The sequence below is a fragment of the Paracoccus sp. FO-3 genome, assembly GCF_006386455.1.
Classification (GTDB): Bacteria; Pseudomonadota; Alphaproteobacteria; order Rhodobacterales; family Rhodobacteraceae; genus Paracoccus; species Paracoccus versutus.
In genome coordinates this window covers 1-16842 of record NZ_VCBQ01000009.1, presented here as the reverse complement: position 1 = coordinate 16842, position 16842 = coordinate 1, and the positions used below count along the sequence as shown (strand labels likewise).

At 69.2% G+C, this 16842-nt stretch carries 16 protein-coding genes; 5 read left to right on the top strand and 11 right to left on the bottom strand.

The window, feature by feature from the left end; translation table 11 throughout:
• Window positions 1–46 precede the first annotated feature (46 nt).
• The 5 genes from FE811_RS03870 to pdeM are packed head-to-tail and all read left to right on the top strand — an operon-like array spanning window position 47 to window position 6160.
• Entirely contained in the window at window positions 47–520 is a 474-nt protein-coding gene (locus tag FE811_RS03870; RefSeq protein WP_116221921.1) for an Lrp/AsnC family transcriptional regulator, read from the top strand.
• Window positions 521–550: 30 nt separating this feature from the next.
• Window positions 551–1540, top strand: coding sequence for a ligase-associated DNA damage response exonuclease (locus FE811_RS03865; protein ID WP_116221922.1), 990 nt, complete (start codon window positions 551–553; stop codon window positions 1538–1540).
• The gene (locus FE811_RS03860; protein WP_116221923.1) at window positions 1537–3081 is read left to right on the top strand and encodes a cisplatin damage response ATP-dependent DNA ligase; all 1545 of its coding nucleotides are present in this window, start codon (window positions 1537–1539) and stop codon (window positions 3079–3081) included. Before FE811_RS03865 ends, FE811_RS03860 begins: the two co-directional genes overlap by 4 nt.
• The gene (locus tag FE811_RS03855) at window positions 3078–5510 is read left to right on the top strand and encodes a ligase-associated DNA damage response DEXH box helicase (RefSeq protein ID WP_116221924.1); all 2433 of its coding nucleotides are present in this window, start codon (window positions 3078–3080) and stop codon (window positions 5508–5510) included. The genes FE811_RS03860 and FE811_RS03855 overlap by 4 nt, the downstream gene beginning before the upstream one ends.
• The gene (gene pdeM, locus FE811_RS03850; RefSeq protein WP_116221925.1) at window positions 5507–6160 is read left to right on the top strand and encodes a ligase-associated DNA damage response endonuclease PdeM; all 654 of its coding nucleotides are present in this window, start codon (window positions 5507–5509) and stop codon (window positions 6158–6160) included. The genes FE811_RS03855 and pdeM overlap by 4 nt, the downstream gene beginning before the upstream one ends.
• Window positions 6161–6225: 65 nt before the next feature.
• Here pdeM and FE811_RS03845 read toward each other — a convergent pair whose 3' ends face one another.
• The 11 genes from FE811_RS03845 to FE811_RS28680 form a co-directional block, all read right to left on the bottom strand.
• Window positions 6226–6990: an outer membrane protein gene (locus FE811_RS03845; protein ID WP_116221926.1), complete on the bottom strand. Its 765-nt coding sequence runs from the start codon at window positions 6988–6990 to the stop codon at window positions 6226–6228.
• Between the two features lie 207 nt (window positions 6991–7197).
• On the bottom strand, window positions 7198–9636 hold the full coding sequence (gene gyrB, locus FE811_RS03840; protein ID WP_114535244.1) for a DNA topoisomerase (ATP-hydrolyzing) subunit B: 2439 nt from the start codon (window positions 9634–9636) through the stop codon (window positions 7198–7200).
• A gap of 310 nt (window positions 9637–9946) precedes the next feature.
• The gene (locus FE811_RS03835) at window positions 9947–10282 is read right to left on the bottom strand and encodes a DUF1491 family protein (RefSeq protein ID WP_116221927.1); all 336 of its coding nucleotides are present in this window, start codon (window positions 10280–10282) and stop codon (window positions 9947–9949) included.
• A gap of 8 nt (window positions 10283–10290) precedes the next feature.
• Entirely contained in the window at window positions 10291–11202 is a 912-nt protein-coding gene (gene era, locus FE811_RS03830) for a GTPase Era (protein WP_072463724.1), read from the bottom strand.
• Window positions 11199–11888: a ribonuclease III gene (gene rnc / locus FE811_RS03825; RefSeq protein ID WP_116221928.1), complete on the bottom strand. Its 690-nt coding sequence runs from the start codon at window positions 11886–11888 to the stop codon at window positions 11199–11201. The genes era and rnc overlap by 4 nt, the downstream gene beginning before the upstream one ends.
• Window positions 11889–11932: 44 nt before the next feature.
• The gene (lepB, locus tag FE811_RS03820; protein ID WP_116222421.1) at window positions 11933–12733 is read right to left on the bottom strand and encodes a signal peptidase I; all 801 of its coding nucleotides are present in this window, start codon (window positions 12731–12733) and stop codon (window positions 11933–11935) included.
• A 49-nt stretch (window positions 12734–12782) separates the two neighbouring features.
• Window positions 12783–13202 (bottom strand): holo-ACP synthase, encoded by a 420-nt coding sequence (gene acpS, locus FE811_RS03815; RefSeq protein ID WP_072463727.1) that lies wholly within the window; start codon window positions 13200–13202, stop codon window positions 12783–12785.
• A gap of 48 nt (window positions 13203–13250) precedes the next feature.
• Complete coding sequence (locus FE811_RS03810; RefSeq protein ID WP_072463728.1) at window positions 13251–13985, bottom strand: pyridoxine 5'-phosphate synthase; 735 nt, start codon at window positions 13983–13985, stop codon at window positions 13251–13253.
• 30 nt (window positions 13986–14015) lie between these two features.
• The gene (locus FE811_RS03805; RefSeq protein ID WP_072463729.1) at window positions 14016–14837 is read right to left on the bottom strand and encodes a 4-(cytidine 5'-diphospho)-2-C-methyl-D-erythritol kinase; all 822 of its coding nucleotides are present in this window, start codon (window positions 14835–14837) and stop codon (window positions 14016–14018) included.
• Window positions 14838–14840: 3 nt separating this feature from the next.
• On the bottom strand, window positions 14841–16679 hold the full coding sequence (locus FE811_RS03800; protein WP_244295155.1) for a tetratricopeptide repeat protein: 1839 nt from the start codon (window positions 16677–16679) through the stop codon (window positions 14841–14843).
• A gap of 96 nt (window positions 16680–16775) precedes the next feature.
• On the bottom strand, window positions 16776–16842 hold a 67-nt coding region (locus tag FE811_RS28680; protein ID WP_181180815.1), incomplete at its 5' end, for a 4Fe-4S dicluster domain-containing protein.

The following is a 16842-nucleotide window of genomic DNA, read 5'->3' as shown; positions in this document are numbered from 1 at the left end:
GAAATCATTCTGAATATCTGCCAGTATCCCACTGATCGGTTGTCAAATGAACGACAAGACCTCTTCCATAGACGAAATCGACAACCGCCTTCTGGCGCTGCTGCAACGCGATGCCGGCCTGTCGCAGCGCGAACTGGCCGAGCGGGTGGGCCTGTCGCAGAACGCCTGCTGGCGGCGCCTGCAGCGGCTGACCGAGGCCGGCGTGCTGCAAGGCAGCCGCGCCGTCATCGACGCGGCGGCGCTGGGGCTGGGGCTGACGGTCTTTGTCATGATCCGCACCCGCCATCATGACGACGCCTGGGCGCGGCGCTTTCGCGCCCGCATCGAATCGCTGCCGCAGATCACCGAGTTCCACCGCATCGGCGGCGAATGGGACTATATGGCCAAGGCGGTGGTGGGCGGCATGGCGGGTTATGACGCGCTTTACAAGCAACTGATCGCCGACATGGATCTGGAACGCGTCACCGGCGTTTTCTCGATGGAGACGATCTTCGAGGGCCGGCCGCTGGCGCCGGCTTGATTTTCACGAAATGTTCTACATCTTCGGGTCATGCGTGCCGATTCCATCCTGTTCCCGACCGAAGCCGGCCTTTTCTGCCCCGAGGGCGGCTTTCACATCGACCCGCTGCGTCCGGTCGAGCGCGCGCTGATCACCCATGGCCATTCCGACCACGCCCGTTTCGGCCATGGCGCGGTCATGGCCACGGCCGAGACGCTGGAGATCATGCGGCTGCGCATGGGCGACGGCTTTGCCGGCGCGACCCAACTGGCCGAGGCCGAGACGCGCATCGGCGGCGTCACCGTCAGCTTCCACCCGGCCGGTCATGTGCTGGGATCGAGCCAGATCTCGGTCGAGGCCGGCGGTTGCCGCATCGTCGTCTCGGGCGATTACGCGCGCCAGCCGAACCCGACCTGCGCGCCCTTCCAGCCGGTGCCCTGCGACGTCTTCGTGACCGAGGCGACCTTCGGCCTGCCGGTATTCCGCTTTCCCGAGCCCTCGGCGCAGGTGGCCAAGCTTCTGGCCAGCATGGCCGAGTTTCCCGACCGCCCGCACCTGATCGGCGCCTATGCGCTGGGCAAGGCGCAGCATGTCATCGCGCTGATGCGCGAGGCCGGCTATGACGCGCCCATCGCTATCCATGGCGCGCTGAAGGCGCTGTGCGATTTCTACACCTCCCGCGGCATCGACCTGGGCGCGCTGGTGCCCGCCACGGCCGAGGATGTGGCGGCGCAGCTGGTGATCGCGCCGCCCTCGGCATTCGCCAGCCCCTGGGTGCAGCGGTTCCGCGACCCGGTGATCGGCTTCGCCTCGGGATGGATGGCGGTGCGGGCGCGGGCGCGGCAGCGCGGGGTCGAACTGCCGCTGGTCATCAGCGACCACGTGGATTGGCCGGCGCTGACCGGCACGTTGGCGGAACTGGCGCCGTCCGAGGTCTGGGTCACGCATGGCGCCGAAGAGGGCGTGATGCGCTGGTGCGAACTGGCGCAGATCCCCGCCCGGCCGCTGCGGCTGGTCGGCTACGAGGACGAGGCGGAATGAAGGGTTTTGCCGCCCTGCTGGAACGGCTGGCCTTCACGCCGGCGCGCAATGCCAAGCTGCAGCTTTTGCAGCACTATCTGGAGCGCACGCCGGACCCGGATCGCGGCTGGGCCCTGGCGGCGCTGACCGGCGATCTGGCGTTGCGCCGGGTCACGCCCTCGCTTCTGCGGGCCCTGGCGGCCGAGCGGGTGGACGCCGAGCTTCTGGCGCTGAGCTATGATTTCGTCGGCGACCTGGCCGAGACCATCGCGCTGGTCTGGCCCGAGGGGGCCGAGGACGACCCCTCGCTGTCCCAGGCGGTGGCCTTGTTGCAGGGCACCGGCAAGGCGGCGCTGCCCGGCGCCATCGCTGCGTTGCTGGACCGGCTGGGCCCGTCCGAGCGGCTGGCCTTCCTGAAGCTCGCCACCGGCAACCTGCGCGTGGGCGTCTCGGCCCGCATGGCGCGGATGGCGCTGGCGGCGATGGGCGTGCCCTCGGTCCCCGAGATCGAGGAGATCTGGCACGGGCTTACGCCGCCCTATGCGCCGCTGTTCGGCTGGCTGGGCGGTGGGGCGCGGCCGGAAAGCGCGGCGCTGGCGCCGTTTCGCCCGGTGATGCTGTCGACGCCGACCGACCTGGACGAATTGCGGGCGCTGGAGCCCGGCGATTATTTCGCGGAATGGAAATGGGACGGCATCCGCGTGCAGGCGGTGGCCGAAGGCGGCATGCGGCGGCTGTATTCCCGCACCGGCGAGGACATCTCGCACGCCTTTCCCGACGTGATCGAGGCGATGGATTTCCACGGCAGCGCCGATGGCGAGCTGATCGTGCGCCGCGAGGGCGAGGTCGCGCCCTTCGGCGAGTTGCAAAAGCGGCTGAACCGCAAGACCGTCGGCAAGGGCCTGCTGGCCAGCCACCCGGCGGGCTTGCGGCTTTACGACCTGCTGCTGTGGGATGGCCGCGATCTGCGTGCCGAGCCGCTGGAGGCGCGCCGCAGGGTGCTGGAGGCGGTGGATTTCGGTGCCCGCATCGACATCTCGCCGCTGTTGGACTTCGCCACCTGGGAAGACCTGGCCGCGCTGCGTGCCGAGCCGCCCGCGGCGGTGATCGAGGGGGTGATGGTCAAGCGCCGCGATTCGACCTATGTCGCCGGCCGGCCGCGCGGGCCCTGGTTCAAGTGGAAGCGCGACCCGATGGTGGTCGACGCGGTGCTGATCTATGCGCAGCGCGGCCATGGCAAGCGTTCGGGCTTTCACTCCGACTTCACCTTTGGCCTGTGGGACGGCGGTGAACTGGTGCCGGTCGGAAAGGCCTATTTCGGCTTTACCGATGCCGAGCTGCGCGAGCTGGATCGCTTCGTGCGCCAGAACACCGTCGAGCGTTACGGGCCGGTGCGGGCGCTGGCGCCGAAGCTGGTGGTCGAGGTGGCCTTCGAGGGGCTGAACCGCTCGGCCCGGCACCGTTCGGGCGTGGCCATGCGCTTTCCCCGCATCAGCCGCATCCGCTGGGACAAGCCGGCGGCCGAGGCGGACCGGCTGGAAACGCTCGAGGCGATGCTGTGATCCTGCCGCCCGCGTTCCAGGACTGGTTCGCGCGCCAGGGCTGGCAGCCGCATCCGCATCAGCTGGCGCTGCTGGCGGCGACGGGCGACAGCCTGCTGATCGCGCCGACCGGCGGCGGCAAGACGCTGGCGGGGTTCCTGCCCTCGCTGGTGGAGCTGGCGCAGGCGGCGCGGCCGGATGGGTATTGGGGCAACAGAGAAGCGGCACGGGGCGGGCTGCATACGCTTTACGTCTCGCCGCTGAAGGCATTGACTGCCGACATCGGCCGCAACCTGGCGCGGCCGGTGGCCGAACTGGGGCTGGGGGTGCGGGTCGAGGACCGGACCGGCGACACCGGGCAGAGCCAGCGCCGGCGCCAGCGCGTCGATCCGCCCGAGATCCTGCTGACCACGCCCGAGAGCCTGGCCCTGATGCTGAGCTATCCCGAGGCGCCGGCGATCTTTGGCGGATTGCGCCGGGTGGTGCTGGACGAATTGCACGCCCTGGCGGAAAGCAAGCGCGGCGACCAGCTGATGCTGGGCCTGGCGCGGCTGCGGGCCTTGTCGCCGGGGCTGCGGGTGACGGGCCTGTCGGCGACGGTCGAGGATCCGCAGGCGCTGGCCGGGTTCATGGCAGGCGCTGCGCCGGTCACGGTGGTCGAGGCCGATCCCGGCCCCGATCCCGACATCGCCATGCTGGCCACTGCGCGGCCTGCGCCCTGGTCCGGCGGCGGCGGGCATCATGCCATCCCCGAGGTGCTGGCGGCGGTGAAGGCTGCGCGCACCACCATCATCTTCATCAATACCCGCGCCCAGGCCGAGCTGTTCTTCCAGGCGCTTTGGGCTGCGAATGACGAGAACCTGCCCATCGGGTTGCACCACGGCAGCCTGGCGCGCGAGCAGCGCGCGCGGGTCGAGGCGGCGATGGCGGCGGGCGAATTGCGTGCCGTGGTGGCGACCGGCAGCCTGGACCTGGGCATCGACTGGGGCGCGGTGGACCTGGTGATCCAGGTCGGTGCGCCCAAGAACGTCAAGCGGCTGGTGCAGCGCATCGGTCGGGCGAACCATCGCTATAATGCGCCCTCGAAGGCGCGGATCGTGCCGGCGAACCGTTTCGAGCAGATCGAATGCGTCGCCGCGCTGGAGGCGGTGCGGGCGCGCGACCTGGATGGCGATCCGCGCGGGCCGGGGCCGCTCGATGTGCTGTGCCAGCATATCCTGTTGACTGCCTGCGCCGCACCCTTCGACGCCGATGCGCTTTATGCCGAGGTCGCCACCGCCGGCCCCTATCGCGGGCTTTCCCGCGCCGATTTCGACGCCTGCCTGGATTTCGCCGCGACCGGCGGCTATGCCCTGCGCGCCTATGACCGCTGGCAGCGGCTGATGCTGCGCGGGGGCCTGTGGCATCTGCGCGACGCGAGAGCGGCGAAACTGCTGCGGATGAATGTCGGCACCATCGTCGAGGCCGAGATGATGAAGGTCCGCCTGCGCGGCCGCGGCGGCGCGCCCCTGGGCGAGGTCGAGGAAGCCTTTGCCGCCAGCCTGACGCCGGGCGACAGCTTCCTGATCGGCGGGCGGGTGGTGCGCATGGATGCGATGCGCGAGATGGTGATCGAGGTCACGCCCGACCCGACGCGGCAGCCCAAGATCGCGGTCTATTCCGGCGTCAAGCTGGCCATGTCCACGCAGCTTTCGCATCGGGTGCTGGCGCTGATCGGCGATCCGTCGCGGCACGATGCCTTGCCCGCGCAGACGCGGGACTGGCTGGGCTTGCAGGCCGAGGTCTCGGCCCTGCCGGAACCGGGGCTGCTGCTGTCCGAAAGCTTTCCCCATGCCGGGCTGTGGCATTTCGCGCTTTACGGTTTCGCCGGTCGCAATGCCTTGCAGACGCTGGGCCTGCTGCTGACCCGCGAGATGGAGGAGGAGGGGCTGGGCCCGCTGGGTTTCCTGTCGACCGATTACGCGCTGCTGGTCTGGTCGCTGGACCCGCTGTGCGATCCCGCGCCGCTGCTGGACCGGGCGCGGCTGCGGGCGGGCCTGGGCGACTGGCTGGGCGGGAATGCGGTGATGAAGCGCACCTTCCGCAACGTGGCCACCGTCGCCGGGCTGATCCAGCGCAACATGCCCGGCCAACGCAAGAGCGGGCGGCAGGCGACATTCTCCAGCGACATCCTTTACGACACCCTGCGCAAATACGACCCCGGCCACCTGATGCTGCGCATCACCGCCGAGGAGGCGGGGCGGGGCCTTGTCGATTTCGGCCGGATCGAGGAGATGCTGGACCGCTCGCCCCGGCGCGAGCATCGGATGCTGGACCGCGTTTCGCCCATGGCCGCGCCCTTGCTGCTGGAGGTCGGCCGGGTGCCGATCCGCGGCGAGGGCCGCGAGCGGCTGGCGCAGATCGAGGCCGAGGCACTGATGCGCGACGCCGGGCTGGAAGGGATTGCATGAGCGGATATGTCTTTGACTTCCACGGCTTGTGGCTGGAGGCGCGGGGCTCGGGCGTGCTGTGGTGGGGGATGGGCGGCTGGCTGGTCGTGGCCGACCTGCACCTGGGCAAGTCCGAGCGCATGGCCCGGCGCGGCGGCCCGCTGCTGCCGCCTTACGAGGGGCTGGCGACGCTGGAGCGGCTGGCGGCCGAAATCGCGGCGCTGGACCCGCAGGTGGTGGTCAGCCTGGGCGACGGTTTCGACGACCTGGCGGCGGCCGAGGCGCTGGACCCGCTGGTCGCCGGCGCCCTGGCCCGGCTGGCGCAGGGGCGGGACTGGGTCTGGATCGGCGGCAACCACGATCCCAGCGCGCCGGCGGGCCTGCCGGGCCGGGCGGCGGACAGCCTGCGGCTGGGCCGGGTCACGCTGCGGCACCAGGCGGGGCAGGGGCCGGACATATCGGGCCATTTCCACCCCGCCGTGCGGCTGGCAGGAGAGCGGCGGCGCGCCTTCCTGCTGGGCGGCGATCACCTGCTGCTGCCGGCCTTCGGCGCCTATACCGGCGGGCTTTTGCAGGACGATCCGGCGCTGGCGGCGCTGGTGCCGCAGGGGCTGGCCATCGCTTGCGGCGCCCGCGCCATTCCGCTGCCGCTGGGCCGCCGACGGTCGTGAGAAACGAAAAAGAGCCGCCCAGGGCGACCCTTTCCCGTCCGTGGAGCCGGATCAAGCGTTCGGGGTCAGAACTTGAAGTTCAGGCCCAGTTTCAGGTTGTGATAGTCGGGGGTGGCCTGAGTCGATGCCGTTTCACTATTGAGAGTGAAGGTGCGCGTGGACTTGCCGAAGTTGGCATATTCATATTCGCCCGTTACCGACATGCGATCGTTCAGCTTCTTTTCGACGCCAAGGCCCAGGATATAGCCGCTCTGCTTGTAATTCGCTTCGTCGCTGAAGGAACCGCCTGCGTCATCCGTGGCAGCGACCCGATACTCGATGTCGGCCCTGGCAAGGCCTGCCACGCCATAGACCAGCAGGTCGGGCTGAACCACATAGCCGGTCTTGACGCGCAGGGCCAGGACGCTCTTGACCTTGGAGGACACATCGGTCGAGCCGTCGTATGCGTTGTCATAGGTCAGCACGTCGTCGATATTGCCGCCTTCAAAGCCCAGTTCCGGGCCGAACACCCAGCGGTTGCGCTGCCAGCGATAGCCGATGCGCAGCCCGGCATTGGCGCCGCTAAGCTCAAGCTTGCCGGCGGTGCCCAGATAGCCGCCTGGGATCTCGGTGAAGCCCACGTATTCGCCCTCGCCGAAGGCATAGCCCAGCGTCACACCGGCATAGCCGCCGGCCCATTCGCCGGCGGGGACTTCGACGATCGGGGCGGTGACGCCGCTGTCAACGATCGGCAGTGTAAAACCTCCCGCATTCGCGGCCAAAGCGGCGGCCAGCGTCAGCGAGGCGGCGGCCGCAGTGGCGTGAAGGGCGTTCATCCGAACAGCGCACATGTCCACATCTCCTATGCGTGATGCCTATAGAAGGTCCAAAATCCCCGGCATCAAAATCAATTAACAACTCGGCCTGCGGTCGGAAGGCCGCAAGCGGCGCCTGAAGGCGCCGCCGTTTTGTGGCGCAGATCGCGACATGATAGCAACATAAAACTAAAGATCGTGTAAAATTTAAGGGGTTTGTGGCGCCATTGGCACCGTTAAGCCTTATATGTCCAGATTCTCCACGCTCAGGGCGTTCTGCTGGATGAAATCGCGGCGCGGTTCGACCACATCGCCCATCAGCTTGGTGAAGATGTCGTCGGCCTCGCCCAGATCCTCGACCCGCACCTGCAGCATGGTGCGCGCCGCCGGGTCCAGCGTGGTTTCCCAAAGCTGCTCGGGGTTCATCTCGCCCAGGCCCTTGTAGCGTTGCAGCGACAGGCCCTTTTCGCCCTCCAGGAAGATGGCTTGCAGCAGGCTCATCGGGCCGTGGATCGGGATGCCGCGATCCTTGCGGATCAGCTGCGCCGGCTGGCCATAGACCTCGTGCAGCGCATCGGTCATGGCGCCCAGCCGCCGGCTTTCGGCGCTGCGCAGCATCGGGCCGTCCAGGGTGCGGCTTTCCTCGACGCCCCGCAGCAGCCGGGTCAGGCGGATGCCGGCATCCTGGGTCGGGCGGCCGGTCCAGCCGCGCTCGTATTCCTCGGCGATCAGGTCCAGCCGCTGGGCCACGGCATTGGCCACGCCCTGCGCATCGGCATCGACCCGGCCCTGGACCAGCGCGCCGGCGATGGCGGCCTGTTCGGTGATATGGGGCGGGTAATGCGTCGGATAGGCGCGCAGGATGCGGCGCACGGTGCGCGCCTCCTCGACCACGCGGGCCAGGTCGGCGCCGGTCAGGGTCTCGCCATTGCCCAGCCGCAGGCTGGCGCCGTCGATGCCCTGCTCGATCAGGTAGTCCTCAAGCGCCGCCTCGTCCTTGAGATAGACCTCGGACCGGCCGCGGCTGACCTTGTAGAGCGGCGGCTGCGCGATATAGAGATGCCCCGCCTCGATCAACTCGGGCATCTGCCGGAAGAAGAAGGTCAGCAGAAGCGTGCGGATATGCGCGCCGTCCACGTCGGCATCGGTCATGATGACGATCTTGTGGTAGCGCAGCTTGCCCAGGTTGAACTCGTCCCGGCCGATGCCGGTCCCCAGCGCGGTGATCAGCGTGCCGATCTGGTCGCTCGACAGCATCCGGTCGAAGCGCGCCCGCTCCACGTTCAGGATCTTGCCGCGCAAGGGCAGCACCGCCTGGTTCTGGCGCGAGCGGCCCTGCTTGGCGGACCCGCCGGCCGAGTCGCCCTCGACGATGAACAGTTCCGACAACGCCGGATCCTTTTCCTGGCAATCGGCCAGCTTTCCGGGCAGGCTGGCCACGTCCATCGCGGTCTTGCGGCGCGTCAACTCGCGCGCCTTGCGCGCCGCCTCGCGCGCCAGCGCCGCCTCGACGATCTTGCCCAGGATGGATTTCGCCTCGGCCGGGTTTTCCTCGAACCATTCGGCCAGCTTCTCGCCCACCAGCCCCTCGACCGCGGGACGCACCTCCGAGGAAACCAGCTTGTCCTTGGTCTGGCTCGAGAATTTCGGGTCCGGCACCTTGACCGACAGCACGCAGGTCAGCCCCTCGCGCGCGTCGTCGCCGGTGAAATCGACCTTTTCCTTGCGCGCCTGGGCATTGGTCTGCGCGTAATTGTTGATGACGCGGGTCAGCGCGCCGCGGAAGCCGGCCAGATGCGTGCCGCCGTCGCGCTGCGGGATATTGTTGGTAAAGGGCAGCACCGTCTCGTGGTAGCTGTCGTTCCACCACATCGCCACCTCGATGCCGATGCCGCCGCGCTCGCCGGTGATGAAGATCGGCTCGGGCATGACCGGGGTTTTCGAGCGGTCGATGAATTTCACGAATTCCCGCACGCCGCCTTCATAGAAAAGCTCGGTCCGCAGCGGTTCGGCATGGCGCTCGTCCTCCAGGATGATGCGCACGCCCGAGTTCAGGAAGGCCAGCTCCCGCAGCCGGTTCTCCAGCACCTTATAGCTGAAGTCGCGGTTCGAGAAGGTGCCGTCCGCCCGGTCCTCCTTGGACGAGGCCAGGAAACGCACCTCGGTGCCCTTCTCGCCCGGCTCGGCATCGCCGACCACGCGCAGGTGCTCGACGGTGTCGCCGTTCTCGAAGCGGGCGTAATGTTCCTTGCCGTTACGCCAGATGCGCAGCTCCAGCCAGTCCGACAGCGCGTTGACGACCGAGACGCCGACGCCGTGCAACCCGCCCGAGACCTTGTAGCTGTTCTGGTCGAACTTGCCGCCGGCATGCAGCTGGGTCATGATGACCTCGGCCGCGCTGACCCCTTCGGTCGGGTGCATGTCCACCGGGATGCCGCGGCCGTTGTCGCGCACCGAGACGCTGCTGTCGGCGTGAATCCTCACCCGCACGAAATCGGCATGTCCGGCCAGCGCCTCGTCGATGCCGTTGTCCACGACCTCATAGACCATGTGATGCAGGCCCGAGCCGTCGTCGGTATCGCCGATATACATGCCGGGACGCTTGCGCACGGCTTCCAGGCCCTTGAGAACCTTGATGGAATCGGCGCCGTAGTCGGAGGTCTGGGGGGCGGGTTCGGTCATTGTCTTCTTATCCTGCCTTGGACTCGCATCTTATAGTGTGCGCCGCACGGAATGTCACGGGAAAGCCACAAGATTTAGCGGCTTCCCACCGGCCGGCGCCCCGCCATGCCCGCCGCGCCGCGCGCCCGGCCATCCGGCGCGAAACCTCCGGCTTCTTCGTTCCCCAAATACCCATGCCGCCCGCCCCGCCAGGCGCTCCGCCCGCCGCCTTGTCCTTGGGCTTTCACCGTTTCCCAAATACTCCCGCCCGGCGCGCAATGTGCCCCGCCCCGTCCGGCCTTCCACCCTCTCGGGCGATACCCAGGCCGGTTCAAGCCAGCCCGTCCTCCTCCAGCAGGGTCCGGCCGTCGCGGCTCTCGATCTCGATCACCCACAGGTCGGGGTCGCGGGCGATGTTGCGGGCGATCCCGGCGTCGATCTCGCGCTCCTCGGCCTCGTTCAGCTGCAGCCAGGCCCGCCGGTCGGTCTCGAAATCCCATTCCCGGATCCACAGGCTCGCCCGGCCGTCCAGCGTGGCGCATTTCACCATCACGCTGCCGGCGGTGTCGTCGCCATGCCGGGTGACATAGGCCGGGATGCCGACAAGCCCCAGCCGGCGCAGATAGGCCGCGACCCAGACGCCGGCGGCCAGGCGCGGCTCAGGCATCGGGCGCCTCAGGCATCGCCGTCGCGGAAATCGAGGCCCATCTCGTTATAGCGCTCGGCCTCGTCCAGCCAGTTCTCGCGCACCTTCACCTGCAGGAACAGGTGGACCGGGCGGCCCATGAACTCGGCCAGTTCGGCCCGCGCCGCCTGGCCGATGGCCTTGATCGTCTCGCCGCCCTTGCCCAGGACGATGCCCTTGTGGCCGGGGCGGGCGACATAGACGATCTGGTCCACGCGGGCCGAGCCGTCCTTGCGCTCTTCCCATTTCTCGGTTTCCACCGTCAGCTGATAGGGGATTTCCTCGTGCAGGCGCAGGGTCAGCTTTTCGCGGGTGATCTCGGCGGCGATCATGCGCATCGGCAGGTCGGCCACCTGGTCCTCGGGGTAAAGCCACGGCCCCTCGGGCACTTCCTGCGCCAGCCAGTCCAGCAGGTCGTCGCAGCCATAGCCCTTTTCGGCCGAGATCATGAAGGTGCGGGTAAAGTCGAAGGCGGCATTCAGCTGTTGCGACAGCGCCAGCAGCGCCTCGGACTTCACCCGGTCGATCTTGTTGATGACCAGCGCCACCGGGGTCTGGCCGGCATGCTGGCGCAGGTTGTCGATGATCGCCTGCGCGCCGTCGGTCAAGCCGCGATGCGCCTCGATCAAGAGCAGGATCACATCGGCATCGGCCGCGCCCCCCCAGGCCGCCTTGACCATCGAGCGGTCGAGCCTGCGGCGCGGGCGAAAGATGCCGGGCGTGTCGACGAAGACGATCTGGCTGTCCCCTCGCATGGCGATGCCGCGGATGCGGGCGCGGGTGGTCTGCACCTTATGCGTCACGATCGAGACCTTGGCCCCGACCATCCGGTTCAGCAGGGTGGATTTCCCGGCATTCGGCTCGCCGATCAGGGCGACGAAGCCCGCGCGTGTCTGGGTCATGGCGTTCTTTCGATCTGTTCCAGCATGGCGCTGGCGGCGGCCTGCTCGATGCTGCGTTTGGTGCCCCTGCCGCTGGCGGCGGCCTCGCGGCCGTCGTCCAGCCGGACGGTGATCTGGAATTCCGGCGCATGGTCGGGGCCGCTGCGCGCGGTCTGGATATAGCGCGGCGGGCTCATGCCCTGCGCCTGCGCCCATTCCTGAAGCGCGGTCTTGGCGTCGCGCGCATCGCTTTCGACATTGGCGAGCCGGCTTGCCCATAGGCGCAGCACCAGTTGGCGCGCCGCCTCGAAGCCGGCATCCAGATAGACGGCGGCGATCACCGCCTCCATCGCATCGGCCAGCAGCGCCTCCTTGCGCCGGCCGCCCGACAGCATCTCGGAGCGGCCGAGCTTCAGCACCTCGCCCAGCCCGATCTCGCGGGCGACGGCGGCGCAGGTCTCGCCCTTGACCAGCGTGTTGTAGCGCGGCGCAAGCTGGCCTTCGGTCGCGGCGTGGTCGGCCGAGAACAGCGCCTCGGCGATGGTCAGGCCCAGCACGCGGTCGCCCAGGAATTCCAGCCGCTGGTTGTCGGGCCGGGTGGCGCTGGCGATCGAGCCATGGGTCAGGGCGCGGCGCAGCAGGTCGGGGCGCGAGAATTCGTGCCCCAGCCGTTCCGAGAATGCGCGCAGGTCTGCGGAAATCTTCATGTCGCGATCCTGCCACGGCGCGGGGCGCCGCGGCAATTCTTCCCTTAGTCCACGGCCTTCAGGAAGCGGTCTGCCCGCCAGGTCCAGAAATACAGCAGCGACTTGCCGGCCGAGGAGAACATGATCCGGTCGGCGCGCCCGATCAGGTATTCCGCCGGCACCATGCCGACGCCGCCCACCGCCGCCGGCCAGCGCGAGTCGCCGGAATTGTCGCGGTTGTCGCCCAGGAAGAAGTAGTTCCCCTCGGGCACGGTGAACTCGGCGGTATTGTCGCCCGGTCCGTTGTCGAAGATGTTCAGCACGTCATGCGTGCGCCCGTTGGGCAGCGTCTCGGTGTGGCGGTCCTTTTCGCAGGCGGCGCCCTCGGGGACCGGCTCGTTGCGGCATTTCGGCAGGCTTTGCTGCGGGCCCTGCGGGGCATAGGGTTCGGTGAAGGTGCCGGCGGGCTGCTGCGGCACCTCCTGCCCGTTGATCCACAGCACGCCGTCCCTCATCTGGATGCGGTCGCCGGGCAGGCCGATCACCCGCTTGATGAAATCGTCGCCCCGCGTCGGGTGGCGAAAGACCACGACATCGCCGCGCTCGGGCTCGGAGCCCAGGATGCGGCCCGAGATCGGGCAGATCGCGAAGGGGCAGGACACCCGCGAATAGCCATAGGCCATCTTGTTCACGAACAGGAAGTCGCCGATCAGCAGCGTGTCCTTCATGCTGCCCGAGGGAATCCAGAACGGCTGGAAGAACAGGGTGCGGAACACGCCCGCGATCACCAGCGCCCAGAAGATGGTCTTGACGGTTTCCCAGATGCCGCCATCCTTGCGGGCTTCGCTTTTGGCCATGGATGCCATTCCCTTCATCGGCAAGTCGCGCGTTCATGGGGCGCGGGGGGCGGCAAAGTCAAGCCGTGCCTGCCCCGCCGTCATCCGGAAGCGCCTCGATCACCACCAGGGCCTGCGCCCAGGGATGGTCGTCGGTCAGCGTCACATGCACATGCGCGCGGTGGCCGGGGGGCGTCATCGCCGCCAGCCGCTCGGCCGCCCAGCCGGTCAGCTCCATGGTCGGCTGGCCGGTCGCAAGGTTCCTGACCGCCATGTCGCGCCAGGCGATCCCCATGGCCAGCCCGGTTCCCAGCGCCTTGGAGCAGGCCTCCTTGGCCGCCCAACGCTTGGCGAGCGTCGCGGCCTCTTGCCGGCGCCGCGCGGCCAGCGCCAGTTCGCGTTCGGTAAAGACCCGCCGGCGGAAGCGGTCGCCGTGGCGCGCGAGCACCCCGGCGATGCGGTCTATGTTGCAGAGGTCCGAGCCTATGCCGAGAATCATGCGCCTGGTTGGTCCTGTGGTGACATGGGTATTTGGGCAACGGAGAAATCAGGCGCGGGTGGCGTCCATGCGCCGGCGCATTTCGCGGATGGCCGGGCCGAGGCCGAGGAAGACCGATTCGGCGATCAGGAAATGGCCGATGTTCAATTCGCGCAATTCGGGGATGGCGGCGATGGGGCCGACCGTGTCGAAGGTCAGGCCGTGGCCGGCATGGACCTCGAGTCCCAGCAGATGCGCCTGGGCCGCGGCCTTGCGCAGCGCCTCGAGCTCCAGGTCGCGTTCGGCCGGCCGCCCTTCGGTGTCGAGGTCGCAATAGGCGCCGGTATGCAGTTCCACCACCGCGGCACCGATGCGGGCGGCGGCCTCGACCTGGCGCGGCTCGTGGCCGATGAAGAGCGAGACCCGGCAGCCCGCCTCGCGCAGCGGCGCGATGAAATCGGCCAGGAAGGCCTCGTTGCCGGCGACGTCGAGCCCGCCTTCGGTCGTGCGCTCCTCGCGCTTTTCGGGGACGATGCAGACGGCATGCGGGCGGTGGCGCAGCGCGATGGCCTGCATCTCGGCCGTCGCGGCCATTTCCAGGTTCAGCGGCAGGTTCAGCGCGGCCATCAGCCGGTCGATGTCCGCGTCCGAGATATGGCGGCGATCCTCGCGCAGATGGGCGGTGATGCCGTCGGCGCCCGCCTCCTGGGCCAGCGTCGCCGCGCGCAGCGGGTCGGGCCAGGGCGTGCCGCGGGCGTTGCGGATGGTGGCGACGTGGTCGATGTTGACGCCAAGGCGCAGCATGGTTTTCCCCTTGTGGATTTCAGCGGCAGGTTAGTGCTTTGCCGGCGCAAGTCCAGATGCCGCCACCCACCAGCCGGGATTTGCCCCGGCGATGCGGGCGCGGGCGGCCTGGGCCTGGGCCGCGGTTGCGAAAAGCCCGAAGCAGGTCGCGCCCGAGCCGGACATGCGTGCAAGCGCCGCCCCGGTCGCGCGGATCGCGGCCAGGCAATCGGCGATCTCGGGCATCAGGGCGATGGCCGGCGCCTCGAGGTCGTTGCGGCATTCCTGCAGGAAGGCGATCAGAGCCGGCGCGTCGGGGAAATCGGGCAAGGGCTCGGGCATGGGCGGATTGTCGCGCTGCGCCAGGGCCTTGAACACCGCGGGCGTGGGCAGGCCGCGGCCGGGATTGACCAGCAGCACATCCAGCTGGGGCAGCGGCGGCAGCGGCACCAGGATCTCGCCCAGGCCCCGCATCCGCAGCGGACGGCCGGCCAGGCAGGCGGGCAGGTCGGCGCCCAGCATTTCCGGCCGCTCGGGGCGGGCATCCAGCGCGCGCAGCACCGCCGCCGCATCGGCCGAGCCGCCGCCGATGCCCGAGGCCACCGGCAGGTTCTTTTCCAGGGTGATCCGCGCCTCGCGCCCGGCCAGCCGCGCGGCGCGCAGGCACAGGTTGTCGGGCTCGGCCGCCAGGCCCTGGGCGAAGGGGCCGGTCAGGCTGAGCGACAAGGGCCCCGGCGCCACCGTCACCACGTCGCCCAGCTCCAGGAACACCACCAGCGAATCAAGCAGGTGATAGCCGTCCGCGCGGCGGCCGGTCACATGCAGGGACAGGTTCAGCTTGGCGGGCGCGGCCTCGCGCCGGGGCAGGGGCATGGGTCAGTCGGCCTTGGCCGGTTCCGGGGCGCGGACCTCGGGGCGCCGGCGGCCGGCGGCCGTTTCCTCTTCCAGCACCGCATCGAGGCCGCGCTCGAGCTTGATGCGGATGCGTTGGGCGTCGGCTTCGGTTTCCGGCTTCAGCGACAGGGCGCGGTGCCACTGGATCTCGGCCTCGCGCTTGCGGCCGACCATCCAGTAGATGTCGCCCATGTGGTCGTTGACCAGCGAATCGCTGGCCATGGCGGCCACCGCGCGCTCCATCGGCGCCACCGCCTCCTGGTAGCGGCCGAGGCGGAAATAGGCCCAGGCCAGCGAATCGAGGATATAACCGTCGTCCGGGCGCAGCTCGACCGCGCGCTGGATCAGCGCCAGCGCCTCGTCCAGCTTTTCGTTGCGGTCCACCAGGCTGTAGCCCAGATAGTTCAGCACCTGCGGCGAATCGGGGCGGATCTTCAGCGCGGCGCGGAAATCCGCCTCGGCCCTGGGAAACTGCCCCGAGCGTTCCAGCGCGATGCCGCGGGCGTAAAGCGGGAACCAGCGCGCCTCGGGGCTGGCGTCGCCGATCAGGTCCAGCGCCTTGTCATAGGCCGGGACCGCCTGGGCGAACTTGTCCTGCTGGCGCAGCATGTCGCCAAGCGCGATCCAGCCCTGGGCCAGTTCGGGATGGGCGGCGGTCAGCGCCAGCGCGGCCTTTTCGGCATCCCCCAGCCGCTCGGCGCGGGCCAGGGCGTCGATGCGCGACAATTCCGCGACCGGGCGCATGTCGCCCAGCTCGCGCAGGGCCTCGAACTCGCGCTCGGCCAGGTCGAACTGGCCGAAGCCCTGCAAGAGCTGCGCCGCCAGAAGCCGCGCCTCGCCCAGGTCGGGGGCCAGGTATTCGGCCAGCCGGGCATGGATCAGCGCCAGCGGATCGGGCTCGTCGGTGGTGGCCAGGACCGAGCCGAAGGTCAGGAACAGCTGCGCCATGCCGTCCGCCGGACCGCGGGCGGAATCGAAGGGCAGCGTCTCGCCCCGTGCCATGCGGTCGCGCAGGGCGACCAGGTAGGGCTCCTCGGCAAAGCCGGGCGTCGCCTCGATCATGGCGATGGCGTCGCGGTTGCGTTCCAGCTGCGACAGCACCTGGGCGCGGGCGATGACGCCCAGGATATGCGCCCCGGTGACGGGATCGGCCAGCAGCAGCTCGGCGCCCTCGAAATCGCCGACCCGCGCCTTGGCGAGCGCCAGGTGGTAGTTCACCATCGGCGCGGCGCCGCGCAATTCGGCCATTTTCTTGAAGGCGGTCAGCGACTCGCCGGCCTTTCCGGCGCCCAGCAGCGCCCAGGCCCGCATCATGCCGTCGATCAGCATGCCGCCGCCGGGCGTGCCGGCGTCGCCTTCGGGCGAGGGGGCGGCGTCGATGGCCTCGATCAGCGCGTCCCAGCGCCCGGCGCGTGCCATCTCGGCGCGCTGCACCAGCCGCGCCAGTTCCGTGGCGCGGCCCTGGCCGGACATGGTGCCGGCAAGCGCGGTGGCGCGCTCCATCTCGCCGGCCGAGATCAGCGCGACCAGCGCGCTGTCCTGCAGGAAGGGATCGCTGTCGTCATGGGCCAGCGCCTGGAGGTAATAGCGGGCGGCTTCGGGATAGTCGTTCTGGATCGCGGCCATGCGCGCGGCCAGGTAGGGCCCCGAGAGGCCGCGAACCTCGGGCGCCGTATCCGCCGGGCGATGCGCCGGGCGCTCGCTGTTCTGGGGCTCGGGCTTTTCGGCCTGGGCAAGCGAGGGTGCGGCCATGGCGGTGCCCTGCGGCATCGGCGCGGCGATCAGCGCGATCAGCGCCATGGGGATCAGTCTTGTGGTCACGGCTTGGGCCCATGTCTCGGCGATTTGCGCAGGCGACCCTAGCCGCCGCCGGGCCGATGGGCAACGGCGGGGCGGCGGCGGCGGGCGTCCTGGCGATCACATATTCGGGTAGTTCGGCCCGTCTCCACCTTGGGGTGTTGTCCAGTTGATGTTCTGGGCGGGG